The 13294-nt window shown below is 57.0% G+C and carries 11 protein-coding genes and 1 pseudogene; 10 read left to right on the forward strand and 2 right to left on the reverse strand.

Going from position 1 to position 13294, the window contains the following annotated elements; genetic code table 11:
- The 6 genes and pseudogenes from KGB07_RS20690 to KGB07_RS20715 all read left to right on the forward strand — a co-directional run.
- A pseudogene (locus tag KGB07_RS20690) lies at nt 1–506 on the forward strand (urocanate hydratase); the annotation flags it as partial.
- A 112-nt stretch (nt 507–618) separates the two neighbouring features.
- The gene (locus tag KGB07_RS20695; RefSeq protein ID WP_411741540.1) at nt 619–1698 is read left to right on the forward strand and encodes a CaiB/BaiF CoA transferase family protein; all 1080 of its coding nucleotides are present in this window, start codon (nt 619–621) and stop codon (nt 1696–1698) included.
- Nucleotides 1688–2830 carry an acyl-CoA dehydrogenase family protein gene (locus tag KGB07_RS20700; RefSeq protein ID WP_223466419.1) on the forward strand — a complete coding sequence of 381 codons (1143 nt, stop codon included), beginning with the start codon at nt 1688–1690 and terminating at the stop codon, nt 2828–2830. Before KGB07_RS20695 ends, KGB07_RS20700 begins: the two co-directional genes overlap by 11 nt.
- 95 nt (nt 2831–2925) lie before the next feature.
- Nucleotides 2926–4353: a purine-cytosine permease family protein gene (locus tag KGB07_RS20705; protein ID WP_223466420.1), complete on the forward strand. Its 1428-nt coding sequence runs from the start codon at nt 2926–2928 to the stop codon at nt 4351–4353.
- Between the two features lie 73 nt (nt 4354–4426).
- The gene (locus tag KGB07_RS20710) at nt 4427–5041 is read left to right on the forward strand and encodes a TetR/AcrR family transcriptional regulator (RefSeq protein ID WP_223466422.1); all 615 of its coding nucleotides are present in this window, start codon (nt 4427–4429) and stop codon (nt 5039–5041) included.
- Nucleotides 5042–5046: 5 nt separating this feature from the next.
- Nucleotides 5047–6270, forward strand: a complete 1224-nt coding sequence (locus KGB07_RS20715) for a DUF3422 domain-containing protein (protein WP_223466423.1) — start codon at nt 5047–5049, stop codon at nt 6268–6270.
- A gap of 710 nt (nt 6271–6980) precedes the next feature.
- Here KGB07_RS20715 and KGB07_RS20720 read toward each other — a convergent pair.
- Nucleotides 6981–8264: a cystathionine gamma-synthase family protein gene (locus tag KGB07_RS20720; RefSeq protein ID WP_046043094.1), complete on the reverse strand. Its 1284-nt coding sequence runs from the start codon at nt 8262–8264 to the stop codon at nt 6981–6983.
- A gap of 427 nt (nt 8265–8691) precedes the next feature.
- Complete coding sequence (locus KGB07_RS20725; protein WP_046043095.1) at nt 8692–9150, reverse strand: Lrp/AsnC family transcriptional regulator; 459 nt, start codon at nt 9148–9150, stop codon at nt 8692–8694.
- Nucleotides 9151–9367: 217 nt separating this feature from the next.
- Here KGB07_RS20725 and KGB07_RS20730 point away from each other — a divergent pair, with 217 nt between their 5' ends.
- The 4 genes from KGB07_RS20730 (at nt 9368) to KGB07_RS20745 (ending at nt 13294) form a co-directional block, all read left to right on the forward strand.
- Nucleotides 9368–10408, forward strand: coding sequence for a PLP-dependent cysteine synthase family protein (locus tag KGB07_RS20730; RefSeq protein ID WP_046043096.1), 1041 nt, complete (start codon nt 9368–9370; stop codon nt 10406–10408).
- 22 nt (nt 10409–10430) lie between these two features.
- Nucleotides 10431–11609 carry a trans-sulfuration enzyme family protein gene (locus KGB07_RS20735; protein WP_080925383.1) on the forward strand — a complete coding sequence of 393 codons (1179 nt, stop codon included), beginning with the start codon at nt 10431–10433 and terminating at the stop codon, nt 11607–11609.
- 99 nt (nt 11610–11708) lie between these two features.
- Nucleotides 11709–12554 carry an ABC transporter substrate-binding protein gene (locus KGB07_RS20740; protein WP_223466424.1) on the forward strand — a complete coding sequence of 282 codons (846 nt, stop codon included), beginning with the start codon at nt 11709–11711 and terminating at the stop codon, nt 12552–12554.
- A 44-nt stretch (nt 12555–12598) separates the two neighbouring features.
- The gene (locus tag KGB07_RS20745; RefSeq protein ID WP_046043099.1) at nt 12599–13294 is read left to right on the forward strand and encodes an amino acid ABC transporter permease; all 696 of its coding nucleotides are present in this window, start codon (nt 12599–12601) and stop codon (nt 13292–13294) included.

Here is a 13294-nt window from a genome sequence, read left to right on the forward strand (position 1 = left end):
ACAACTGGCTGGACATGGCCCGCGAACGTATCAGCTTCCAGGGTCTGCCGGCCCGTATCTGCTGGGTTGGCCTGGGCCTGCGCGCCAAGCTCGGTCTGGCGTTCAACGAAATGGTGCGCAGCGGCGAGTTGTCCGCACCAATCGTGATCGGCCGCGACCACCTGGACTCCGGTTCGGTGGCCAGCCCTAACCGCGAAACCGAATCGATGCGGGACGGTTCCGACGCCGTGTCCGACTGGCCACTGCTCAACGCTCTGCTGAACACCGCGAGCGGCGCGACCTGGGTGTCCCTGCACCACGGCGGCGGCGTTGGCATGGGCTTCTCCCAGCACTCGGGCATGGTGATTGTCTGCGACGGCACTGACGAAGCGGCCGAGCGTATCGCTCGCGTGCTGCACAACGACCCGGCCACCGGTGTCATGCGTCACGCTGATGCGGGTTACCAGATCGCGATCGACTGCGCCAAGGAACAAGGCCTCAACCTACCAATGATCGGCAACGTCTAAGCCCCGGAATCGAGGAGCCTGCACCATGAGCAGCAGTCCGTTTACCCAACAACTCCAAGGCATTCGCGTGCTGGACTTGAGCCGCGTTTTGGCCGGTCCGCATTGCACGGCCATGCTCGCTGACCTGGGCGCCGACGTCATTAAATTCGAAGTCCCTGACCACGGCGATGACAGCCGCCACCTGGGCCCCTTCAAGGATGGCGAGAGCGTCTATTTTGGCCTGATCAATCGCGGCAAGCGCAGTGTCGAAATGGACTTCAAGTCCACTGCTGATCGTGCCCGGCTATATGAGCTGGTCCGTGACGCGGACGTCGTCGTGGAAAACTTTCGTCCCGGCGTGACACGTCGCCTGTGTATCGACTTCGATACCCTCAAGCAATACAACCCCAAGCTGATCTACGCGAGCATTTCCGGTTTCGGCCAGCATGGTCCGCTGTCGGCTAACCCGGCCTATGACATCGTCGCCCAGGCAATGTCGGGGCTAATGAGCGTCACAGGTTTTGCAGAGACAGGCCCTACACGCAGTGGCGAAGCCATCGGTGATCTTTGCGCCGGCGTTTATGCGGCGTGGGCCATCAGCTCCGCGCTATTCGCTCGCGAACGGCATGCACCCGGCGCCCAGTACATCGACGTCGCCATGTTCGATGTGTTGTTCAGCCTGCAAATGACCGGCCTGTCCAATCTCTTCGCCAATGGCGTTGCGCCTGGGTTGGTGGGCAACCGCCACCCGGTTTCGACCCCCTTTGACACTTACCGCGCCGCGGACGGCCAGGTGGTCATCGCCGTGGCGAGCAACAAGCTCTTCCAACGGTTATGCGAATGCCTGGGCAAGCCAGCACTTGGCAAAGACCCACGCTTTGCCGATGACCCGCAACGCACACTCAACGAGCCCACACTTCGAGCCGAAATCGAAGCCTGGACGCAGCGACTCAGCGTTGATCAGGTCTGCGACATCCTGCTCGAGGCGGGCGTGCCGTCCTCCCCGGTGTGGAACCTCGCCCAGGCCGCCAGCAGCGAACAGGCCCAGGTACGACAGTTGCTGATTCACCCCGAAGGCTCCGCGCAACCGCTGGTACCGCAACCTGTTTTCTTCAATGGCCGCAAACCCCACGCAGTCACTCACGCCCCACGCCTCGGCGCCGACAACCATGCTTTCGGACTGAACAAACAGGAGCTTTCCCATGAACTTTGAATTAGATCAGGTCGAATTGGCCGTTGTCGAAACCGCTGAAAAACTGGCTCGCGAGGTGATCCAGCCGCGCGCCCAGCATTACGACGAAACCGAGACATTCTGTGCCGAAAGCCTGCAGGCGTTGGCCGAGCTGGGTGGCATGGGTATCAATTTGCCCGAAGAGTACGGCGGACTGGGCATTGGCAGCCTGGCCATGAGCCGCGTCGTTGAAGCCGTGGCTGGCGCCTGCGCCTCCACTGCATCGGCGTTGACTGCGCATTTCCTGGCAACCGATTCGATCCTGATCGGCGGCACCGAAGAACAGAAACAGGAGTGGCTACCTCGCGCGGCGAGCGGAGAATTGCTCGGCGCCTTCGCACTGACGGAGCCGGCAGCAGGCTCCAACCCGGCCGACATGCGCTGCCGTGCGCAGCGTGAAGATGGCGGTTGGCGGGTGCGCGGCAGTAAGCACTACATCACCAATGCCCGCGAAGCAGGCTTCATTGTGCTCTATGCCAAGACCGACGCTGAAGCCGGTCACAAGGGCATCAGCGCCTTCATGATTCCCCAGGGAACGGTAGGGATCAGCTTCTCCAGTCCGGAAAAAACCATGGGACTGCGTGGCAGCACGATCTATGAGCTGGCCCTGGACTGCTGGTTGCCCGAATCGGCATTGCTGGGCATCGAAGGTGCCGGCTTCAACACGGCAATGGCGGTGCTGGACCGGGGTCGCGTTGAAGTGGCGGCCATGTCCTTGGGGATCGCCAATGCCGCCTTGCAAGCGAGCTTGAACTGGGTCCGCGAACGGCAGATCGGCCCCAAGCCGCTTGCCGCCTACCAAGGCACACAGTGGCGTCTCGCCGACATGTATGCACAGCTGGAAGGTGCCCGCATGCTGACCTGGAAAGCCGCCGCCCGCCGCGACAGCGGTGAACGCTTCAGCCTGGACTCGGCCACCGCCAAACTGGTCGCCGCCGAATGCGCCGGTTTCATCACCGATGCAGCGCTCCAGCTCCATGGCGGTTATGGCTACATCCGCGACCTTCCACTGGAACGCTACGTACGCGACGCACGGATCCTGCGCATTTTCGAAGGCACGTCCGAAGTGCAGAAAATCATCATTTCGCGAAGCTTGCTCGACGCCCAGCGCTGATCGAGCGAAAAACCGGGCCTGTTTAACAGGCCCTCCCCTGAGTCACTCCCCCACGAGAAGGCTGTCGTACGGTACGACGCCCGAGAGGAACTGCCATGTCCGCCACCAAAGAAAGTGCGCAGCGCAAGACGTATATAGAACGGCGATCCATCGATTACATACCTGAGTCCGAGCGCCATGGCCGGCTGCTCAGTCAGTTCACCCTGTGGTTCGGCGCCAACCTTCAAGTCACTGCGATCGTCACTGGTGCACTGGCTGTCGTATTGGGCGGCGATGTGTTCTGGTCGCTGATTGGCTTGTTGATCGGGCAACTGTTGGGCGGCGCAATCATGGCGCTGCATGCCGCTCAGGGCCCCCAGTTGGGCCTGCCGCAGATGATCTCCAGTCGCGTGCAATTCGGCGTCTACGGCGCCGTTATCCCTATCGTCCTGGTCTGCCTGATGTACGTGGGCTTTTCTGCCAGCGGCTCGGTGCTTGCGGGCCAGGCCATCAGTCAACTGGTCAATGTCAGTGACGCCGCTGGCATCCTGATTTTCGCGGTGATGATCGTTGTGCTCACAGTGCTGGGCTATCGGACTATCCACTTGATCGGACGCCTGTCGAGCCTAATTGGCGTGGTGTCTTTCTTCTACTTGTTCTACCGCTTGCTGTCAGCTCATGACATCAGCGAGCTGCTTGGAAATCGACACTTTTCACTGGCCAGTTTTCTCTTGGCAATATCACTCTCTGCTTCCTGGCAGATCGCATTCGGCCCCTATGTCGCTGACTATTCGCGCTACCTGCCGAGAAAGACTTCAGCCTGGAAAACCTTTTTGGCTGTGGGCCTGGGCTCAGTGATCGGCACTCAAATTTCCATGGTCTTCGGTGTATTCGTCGCCGCCTTGGCGGGTGATCAGTTTGCCGGCCACGAGGTGTCCTACATCGTCGGCATGGGGGCCAGCGGCGTCGTCGCGTCACTGCTGTTTTTCAGTATCGTGTTCGGGAAGGTGACCATTACCACGCTCAACGCCTACGGTAGTTTCATGTCTCTGGCTACCATCATCAGCGGTTTCAGAGGCAACCAGGAAATTTCCAAACCCGTGCGGTTGATCTACATCCTGGTCATGGTCGGATTCGCCACTGCGCTGGCGCTGTTAGGGAGGCATTCGTTCCTTCATGACTTCTCAGCGTTCATCCTGTTCCTGCTGGCCTTTTTCACGCCCTGGAGCGCCATCAACCTGGTTGACTTTTATCTGGTGACCAAGGAGCGCTATGACATCCCCGCCCTCTCCAATCCGGATGGTCGATACGGACGCTGGAATGTCACCGGCATAGCAGTCTACGCCCTCGGCGTAGTGATTCAGATGCCCTTCATTGCCACCAGTTTCTACACCGGCCCCTTGGTTGAAACCTTGGGTGGGACGGACATTTCGTGGTTGATCGGCCTAACCGTACCAGCCCTCATTTACTACTGGGTGGCGCGTAACTCGACGCAACGGATTCCCGCGCAGCTGATTCTTCCGGAAGAAGCCAATCCAGCCTGATTACACACTCACGGCAGGGCGGTCCAGCAGGACCGCCACTGCACCTCTCTCAACGCAGAGCGCCTGACCTCCTATGCTTGCCGCAAACACACCAAAGCACCCCGTCCCGAGTGCCCGCGACCGCCTGCTCGATGTAGCACTGGAACTCTTTGCAACGCGCGGCTACCAGGCCATCGGCCTGCGTGACCTGGCTGGCCAGTTGGGGCTGCATGCCGGCTCGCTGTACAACCATATCGAGAACAAACAAAGCCTGTTGTTCGAACTGATCGAAGGCGCGGTCTCCGACCTGTTGGCCGGTACCAAGCGCCGCATGCGGGGAGCCCGGACGCACCGCGACCGTCTCCAGCGCTTTGTGCACGCATTTGTGGTGTTCAACCTGACCGAGAAACATCGGCTAATGCTGGTGACACGGGAGTTCGTCAACCTCAGCGATGAGCAACAACAGGAGATCAATCAGCTGAAGAGCAGCTACGCCACCCTGCTGAAGGCCATCGTTTCCGCCGAGTGTGGCGAAACTGGCTGCATCAGTGACCGCACAGGCCTGATCACAGAGGCCGTCATCGGCATGCTTTACGGACAGTCCCTCTGGCAAATCATTGACGTCCCGGAACAAAAACTCACGGATGCCCTGACTCACTTTGCCCTGGGCATCATTGTCTGCAGCAGAGACTCAGCGCTCAAGGCATAAGCACTATGCACCCGTTACGACATACGCTTCATGACGAACTGCACGCCCGCCCTTCCCTGTACTTCAGCGAGCCGGCTTATGTTTTTCACCTGGCCGTCATGGGCAGCGACAATGAGCGACAGGCACTGCTCAACAGCCTCTACGACGAACCGGTCAGTGGTGAAATCCCCCAAGGCATCACCAGGCTTGACGAGCATTGGCTGAAATGGGAGCGACATGCGGAGTTCTTTACCCTTACTTACGTCGTCACCGCGACCACGGATCGCCCGCACTGGACTTCCTTGCCTGAGGCCCTGGCAGCAAAGATCAGCCCTTACCCCCAGCTGCTGATCAACAGCGTGCAAATTGTGGTGCGCAACCATGACTCATGGGAGGGGGATCACGCGGTGTACGGATTCAAGGACCCGTGCGGCTCGTCCATCGGGGGTGGCGATGCGGCGGTGTGGAGCGACTTCCGGCTGAGCGAATGCGGTGAAAACAGATTTTTGTTCATCAACACTCACCTCAACGCCTACCGCCAAGGTCGAATGATTCGCCGGCTACTTGAGATTGAAACCTATCGCATGATGGCCTCGCTTGCGCTTCCAACAGCGAAGCAATTGAGCTCGCAACTCGATGCCTTCGATAGAACCCTGGTCGACCTGTCGGAGCGAAACGCTGCGCCCGACTCCAGCAATGCAAAAAAACTGCTTTCAGAAATTGCAGCGTTGTCGGCCAAAGTCGTCAGTCTCTCAGCCAGGCACCGGCATCGCTTCAGTGCCACACAAGCTTACGCGCAGCTCGTATTCGAACGACTGGCAGAATTGCGGGAGAATCGCGCAGGTGACTACCAGCGCCTGGGAATCTTCATTGAGCGACGCTTCAAACCGACGGTAAGGTACTGCGCCGTGACGGAACAACGGCTCGATGTGCTGGCCAAGAGCGTGGCCAATCTAGGTGACCTTTTGCAGGCGCGCGTACAGGTAGAGATGGAAGAACAGAACGCCGAAATCCTGAAAAGCCTGAACGCCCGGGCCGATGCTCAGATCAAGATTCAGCGGGCGGTTGAAGGCCTTTCCATTATTGCCATCACGTACTACGTGCTGAGCTTGTTGAAATTGCTGTATTCGGGCGTCCATCTGCTGGGAGTCGACTTGTCACCAAGGTCCGCCGTGATTGTAATTGCGCCCGTCGCAGCACTCATACTTTTACACATACTGATGCGGATTAGAGCCGTAAAACATCACTAAATCGTACTGAAAACTGCAGTATCAAGAGGTGGGCGACCCCACCTTACTGTTGATCTGACGATCTTTACGATGAGTCAGCCCAGGCCGAAATCAGCTGACCGCAACCGATTGCTTTCGGTTGAATCCACAGTCGAAATCAGCCCTTAACGACAGGCAGCAATCGGCCAGTAGCAGTCGTTCACTCCATCAACTTACTACGCGCGATGGAAATGCAGCGTGCTGCGGGGGGGTATGAATTGACTAGTGTTCTACATTCAGGTTCGCAGGAAAGAACTATGGAAGTAGTCCGGCACAGCCGCGTAGATAGTTGAGGTTCTGTTGGAGCGGGTATTTGATCTGTTTTTAGTGCTGAGTCGACTTTCGGACTGGCTGAGTTGCAGGTTGTACAGCGGGTTGGATTTGCGCAATCTGCGGAGCTGGAGCTGGAGCTGGAGCTGGAGCTGGAGCTGGAGCTATTGCTTGCGGCGGAGCTGCATCCGCCAAGGCCTCTTGGGCAAGGATGATCAGCGGCATATTCCGAAGGTATGACCACTGTCACCAGCAAGCCGACCACAGTCAGCAGTACAATGTCTCGTGCTGGTGGACAGGTCGACGTATCAAACACCTCCAGCGAACCCAGTATTTCGGGGGATTGATATCTACCATTTGCTGTTCAGACTCAGTCCCCCGTCAGCCTATTTTTTCAGTTTCTCATTGTTTTCCTCAGGTGCTCAGCAATGACGCAGAGCATTATCCAGATCAGCGATCAGATCTTCCTCGTGCTCGAGGCCAATCGAGATCCGGATCAACCCCTCGGACACCCCTGCTTTACTGCGCAGAGCCTGCGGCACACCCGATTGTGTGGTCGAAGCTGGATGACAAACCAGGGACTCAGTGCCTCCGAGACTGACAGCCGACTTGAAAAGATGCAGGGCGTTGATAAAGCGGAAGGCCCGTTCGCGACCGCCGTCCAGTACGAACGAGAAGGTTGAGCCAGGGCCCGTGCATTGCCGGCGGTAGACCTCCTGATAGCTGCCATCCTCAATAAGCTCTGGATGCAGAACGACGACTTTCTGGTGGGGGTTGCTGGCCAGCCAGCGAGCGATCACAGTGCCGGTTCTTGCGGCCTCTTTCATGCGCAGGACGAGCGTTTCCATCGAGCGGGAGATCATCCATGAGGAATGTGGATCGAGTTGCGAGCCGAACGAGCTGCGAACGCTACGTATTTTGCTGATCAGCTCTTTGGTGCCCGTGATGCCTCCGGCAACAAGGTCACTGTGTCCACCCACATACTTGGTTAGCGAATACACGCACAGGTCAACACCGTGTTTCACCGGCTTCTGGAAGATAGGCCCGAGCAGGGTGTTATCGCAGACAATGAATGGCCGGTAGCTATGGCGCGTTTCGAAAGCGTCTATTTCCTTGCGCAACCCTTCCAGATCGATCAGTGCATTGGTCGGGTTAGCCGGAGTCTCGATATAGCAAATTCTAACTCGCCCCTTGCAGGCAGCAGTTTCGAGTGCATCTGCAATGGATTGCATGGACAGGCCGTCGTCAAAACCATGCGAGCCGATGCCCCAATCCGAGAGAATTTTGCTAATCAGGGTCTCAGTACCACCGTACAGCGGTGCCGATTGCACCAGTTGATCGCCTGGGCGCAGAAACGCAAACAAAACAGCACTGATGGCGGACATTCCACTGGATGTAATTGCGGCGGCTTCTGAGCCATCCAGCAGCGCCAGGCGGTCCTCGACGATTTCTAGGTTGGGATGATTGAAGCGGCTGTAGACCAGGCCAGCTGATGAGTCCTGCGGAATCGGTTTACGACCCGACACGACATCGAAGAATTCTGCACCTTCCTCAGCCGTGCGAAACGCAAAGGTGGAGGTCAGGAAAACCGGTGGTTTGACTGCGCCTTCCGAGAGGAACGGGTCGTAACCATAAGACATCATCAATGTCTCAGGGTGCAACGCATGGCTTCCGATAGTTTTTTTGTGATAGCTGGAATAAGACATAAGCCGCACCTTTCTGAGTTTGCGATCAAGACTCATCGCTCATAAACGCACCGCCCTCGTAGGCATCGTTTTTGAGCCTGTTTGTGATGGAAAGAGTGTAATCAGAAGGGGGAGTATGATTTTTTCAATTTTTGTCAGGTTTTTCGTGGAATGAGAAATATCATTCTCCAAAACGGTCGATTTCGTTAAAACCCGATAATGAGAAAGCGTATTTGGATGGAATGGCGCTCTGAAGGTACTCAAAATTCCTCGGGGCGATGGACGTCCAACAATAGAAAGTTGTCGGAACGTGTATCGCTTTCGGTAATCGTCCCACTCCCAGAGCGGTAGCAGCAGAATGGGTGGGCAGGACGCGGGCTTGTAACAGGTACACCGCTGTCCTGTCAGAAATTGCTTTGTGGCAGATGCACCTGCCAAAAACAGCAGATTATCGAGGCAAAGGCAGCGCCGTCGTGTACTTGATCTGCTCCATGGCAAAGCTTGATGTGATGTTGGAAAGTCCGTCGACGCTCGTGATCAGCTTCTTGTAGAAAGTGTCATAGGCTGCAATGTCGCTGACCACAACGCGCAACATATAGTCCCAGTCTCCCGACATCCGATAGAACGCCATCACTTCCTCGAACTGCGACACGGTCTTGGCGAATGTATCCAGCCAGACCTTGTCATGACGCTGCGTCTTGACCTGCACCAGCACCGATAACCCAAGACCCAGTAGCACTGGGTCCAGCAGGGCTACTTTGGCCCTGATATAGCCCTCTTTCTCGAGTTTCTTGATCCGCTTCCAGCAGGGGGTCGTTGAAAGGTTGACGGCTTCAGCCAGATCTTTGATAGGCATGTCGGCATCGCGTTGCAGGAGGGAGAGGATGTGGCGATCAAAGCTATCCATTTTTTCTTCTTATTTGTGAGTTCGTAGAAATTTTTTCTAAAAAATAGCCTAAGAACTGAAGAAATGGAAATTAAATTTCGAGTGGGTGGCAGTAGGATTTACACCATAAAAACCGTGCTTGGAGCCACTCAAAAATGAAGAAGATCATCGCCACACTCGCCACGCCTCAGGCGATGGTCCTTATGCCGTTGACGCCTGTCGGGGCGAGGGAAACTCTGTGAACGATTGGATCCGTACAGCAGTCAGCCGTATCTCCTGCGATCTGCTGCGCTCCGCCGACACCCACATCCACAAGCTGGAAATTCCAGGGTTGAAGGGCATCGACATTTACCTCAAGGACGAGAGCACACATCCAACTGGCAGTCTCAAACATCGGCTGGCGCGCTCGCTTTTTCTACATGCCATTTGCAGTGGCAAGATCCGAGAGGGTACCCATGTGGTCGAGGCATCCTCGGGCAGCACTGCTGTGTCCGAAGCCTACTTCGCCAAAATGCTTGGCCTGCGCTTCACCGCCGTCATGCCGCGCAACACCGCGAGCAAAAAGATAGAGCAGCTCGAGCTGCTCGGCGGGCACTGTTACTTCGTTGATCATTCGTCAGAGGTCTATGCCCAGGCGCAGCGCCTGGCACGCGAAAGCGAAGGGCACTACATGGATCAGTTTACCTATGCCGAGCGGGCAACGGATTGGCGTGGCAACAACAATATTGCCGACAGTATCTTCCAGCAAATGACCGGCGAGGCGCACCCCATTCCCCACGCGGTGGTCATGAGTGCAGGGACTGGCGGCACTACCGCCACCATCGGCCGCTACATCCGCTACAAGGGTCATGACACTCAACTGATCGTGGTGGACCCCGAGTACTCGGTTTTCTATGACAGCTATCGAACAGGCGACTCAAGTCTTACCGGCAGCAAAGGCAGTCGCATAGAAGGCATCGGTCGTCCCCAGGTCGAGCCGTCGTTCCTGCCAGATGTGATCGACGACATGCTCAAGATCCCCGACGCGGCCAGCATCGCCACCCTTTATTGGCTGGAGAAAATACTCGGGAGGAAGCCAGGGGGGTCCACCGGTACCAACATGTGGGGCGCGCTCAAAGTCGCATCGAGGATGCAGGAGCAAGGCCTGCAGGGTTCTATCGTGACCCTGATGTGCGATAGCGGTGAACGCTATCTGGACACCTATTACGACCGCGACTGGGTCGCTCGCCACATCGGCGACATCACACCCTATGCGAAACAACTCGATTGCTACCTTTAATACACGTGAGTCACGACTGACTATGAGCCAGAACAAGAGCAACTTTTCGACCCAAGTGATCCACGCTGGCGAACAGTCGACCTATGCCGACAACACCATTTTCCCGGCAATCGTCACCTCCAGTTCGTTCATCAAGCGCAGCCTTGACGACAACCCAGACTACGCCTATGGACGAGTGGGTAACCCAACCCGACATGCCTATGAGAGCTGCATTGCGCAGTTGGAGCATGGCTTTGGAGCCGTGGCCTGCGCTTCGGGTCTGGCTGCGACCGCCACCGTGCTTGAGCTATTGCCCAAAGACTCCCATGTAATCGTGATGGCGGGCGTCTACGGGGGCACCTTCCGCCTGATGGAAGATTACCGCAGCAAGACGTCCGGGCTCACCACCACTTACGTCGACCTCAATGACCTTGAGGCACTGGCCGCCAGTCGCCGCGACAACACCCGGCTGATCTGGATCGAGACACCGACCAACCCTCTGCTGCAGCTGGTGGACATCCAGTGCGTGACAGAGTTTGCCCGTGCCCACGGCATCCTGACTTGCGTCGACAACACCTTCTGCTCACCCTGGAACCAGCGTCCGATCGAGCACGGCGTCGACCTGGTGATGCACTCAGCGAGTAAATACATTGGTGGGCACTCCGACCTGATCGGTGGAGTCGTGGTGGCAGCCAATGAGCAACTGTTCACCCGCCTGCGCGGCATCAGCATGGCCATTGGAGCAGTCCAGGGACCGTTCGACTGCTACCTCGCCCTGCGTGGGCTCAAGACCCTCGACGTGCGCATGGAGCGCCAGTGCAGCAATGCGCTACAGATCGCTCGCTACCTCAACCAGCACCCGCAGGTAGAGGCGGTGTACTACCCCGGACTGGAAAGCCATCCGCAGCACGAGCTGTGCAAACGCCAGATGCGTTCTGGCGGCGCAGTGGTCTCGTTGAAATTGAAGGCCAATCGCAAGGCCATAGCACCCTTCATCGAACAGCTGTCGATCTTTGTATTGGCCGATTCCCTGGGCGGGGTGGAGAGCATGATCAACCACTCCTACAGCATGTCGCACAACTCGTTGAGCCATGAACAGAAAATCAGCCTGGGCATCAGCGAGAACCTGATCCGACTCTCCATCGGCCTGGAACATGTCGACGATCTGATCGCCGATTTGAATGCGGGCTTTGTGCGGCTACCCACGACCAACGTCGAATAACAGAAATTCCCACTCCACCCACAAGAGGCTATTGAGGTCCACTGCACTGACGTTTCATGAAAACCGGCGTTCCGTTTATCAAACAATAAGGTCTATAAAATGCAAACGAACCGCATGCTCAAAAAACACTGGAAAACCGCAGTACTGGCACTGACGCTGGCAACCAGCTTCTCTGCTGCAGCTGATCAACTCAGCGATATCAAGGCCAAGGGTGAGTTAGTCTGTGGTGTGCTCGGCACCGACGAGCCATTCAGTTACATCAAGGACCCAGCGTCTCGCGCGATCGTCGGTTACGACGTCGACATGTGCAACGCCATTGCCGCGACCATCGGGGTCAAACCGGTACTCAAGCAGTTGACCGTCGCCGCACGGATTCCTGAATTACAACAAGGCCGTGTCGATCTTCTGGCTGCCTCCCTGACCCATAACAAAGAACGGGAAGCATTGATCAACTTCTCCCTTTCGACATTCATCACGGGTCAGAAAGTCATGGTCAAGACTGACAATGGCGTCAATCAACTCGACCAACTGGACGGCAAGAAAATCTTGACGATCAAAGGCTCCACCATGGAGCAGAGCATCCGCGCGAAGATCGCTGACGCCCAGATCGTATCGTTCGACAGCAACCCTCAAGCCCTGCTCGCCTTGCAACAGGGCAAAGGACTGGGTTACGCCAACGATGAGACCTCATTGGCCGGCAACTTCGCCAAGCTGGGTGATGCGGCAAAAGATTTTCGGATTCTCCCAACGCCCCTGTCCACCGAGCACATTGCGCTGGGCCTGAGAAAAGAAGAACCCGCCTTCCAGGAGCAGGTGAACAAGACGCTGCGCGATCTGGAGTCGTCTGGCAAGGCTGAGATGCTCTTCACCAAGTGGTTTGGCCCTGAGACCAACATGAAATTCGCCAGCCGCTCATTCAAGATCGAAACCGACCAAATCAACTAACTTCATTGAGGGCCCGACCTTGGGGTCGGGCCACGGGCCTAGTTATGAATACGTTTGATTTATCGGTTGTGCTATCCGGGCAGTATCACGAGTGGCTCATCAATGGCTTCCTGCTGTCCATCCAACTCGCATTGATCTCGCTGGCCATTGCCCTACCGCTGGCAATCGTCATCGCTGTATTGCGAATGGCCCCTTACGCTGCACTCCGGGCAATCGCGATCACTTATGTGGAAGCGATACGCAACGTCCCGCTGCTGGCACACATGCTGTTCTGGTATTTCGGGGCACCGGAGCTGCTGCCAACCCCGATCAAGACATGGATCTACGAACACAATATCGAAGCGGTCAGTGCGGTTATCGCTCTGGTGCTCTACACCGCAGCCTACATGTCCGAGGACATCCGCAGCGGCTTGCGTTCCATTCCCAAGGAACAAATGGAGGCTGGCCGGACCCTGGGCTTTGGCTTCCTCGGCACCATGCGCCTAGTCATCCTCCCGCAGTCACTGCGGGTAACAGTGCCACCGCTAATTAGCCAGACACTTAACCTGTGGAAGAACACCAGCATCGCCATGGTGATCGGCGTCGCTGAAATGATGTATCAGGCCCAGCAGGTGGAAAGCTCCACATTCAGGGGTTTCGAATCGTACGCCGTTACCACGGTAGGTTATGTCGGCGTCTCGATCATCATCACACTGCTGTCCAGCTGGTACCAGCAACGCTATCCCGTCCGGAGTGCCTGA

The sequence above is a fragment of the Pseudomonas sp. GL-RE-26 genome (genome assembly GCF_019956275.1).
Classification (GTDB): domain Bacteria; phylum Pseudomonadota; class Gammaproteobacteria; order Pseudomonadales; family Pseudomonadaceae; genus Aquipseudomonas; species Aquipseudomonas grandcourensis.

Bases quoted from the DNA above. Each gene is read 5' to 3' on its own strand.
- KGB07_RS20695 (WP_411741540.1), top strand. From the start codon at position 619: ATGCTCGCTGACCTGGGCGCCGACGTCATTAAATTCGAAGTCCCTGAC.
- KGB07_RS20700 (WP_223466419.1), top strand. From the start codon at position 1,688: ATGAACTTTGAATTAGATCAGGTCGAATTGGCCGTTGTCGAAACCGCT.
- KGB07_RS20705 (WP_223466420.1), top strand. From the start codon at position 2,926: ATGTCCGCCACCAAAGAAAGTGCGCAGCGCAAGACGTATATAGAACGG.
- KGB07_RS20710 (WP_223466422.1), top strand. From the start codon at position 4,427: ATGCTTGCCGCAAACACACCAAAGCACCCCGTCCCGAGTGCCCGCGAC.
- KGB07_RS20715 (WP_223466423.1), top strand. From the start codon at position 5,047: ATGCACCCGTTACGACATACGCTTCATGACGAACTGCACGCCCGCCCT.
- KGB07_RS20720 (WP_046043094.1), bottom strand. From the start codon at position 8,264: ATGTCTTATTCCAGCTATCACAAAAAAACTATCGGAAGCCATGCGTTG.
- KGB07_RS20725 (WP_046043095.1), bottom strand. From the start codon at position 9,150: ATGGATAGCTTTGATCGCCACATCCTCTCCCTCCTGCAACGCGATGCC.
- KGB07_RS20735 (WP_080925383.1), top strand. From the start codon at position 10,431: ATGAGCCAGAACAAGAGCAACTTTTCGACCCAAGTGATCCACGCTGGC.
- KGB07_RS20740 (WP_223466424.1), top strand. From the start codon at position 11,709: ATGCAAACGAACCGCATGCTCAAAAAACACTGGAAAACCGCAGTACTG.
- KGB07_RS20745 (WP_046043099.1), top strand. From the start codon at position 12,599: ATGAATACGTTTGATTTATCGGTTGTGCTATCCGGGCAGTATCACGAG.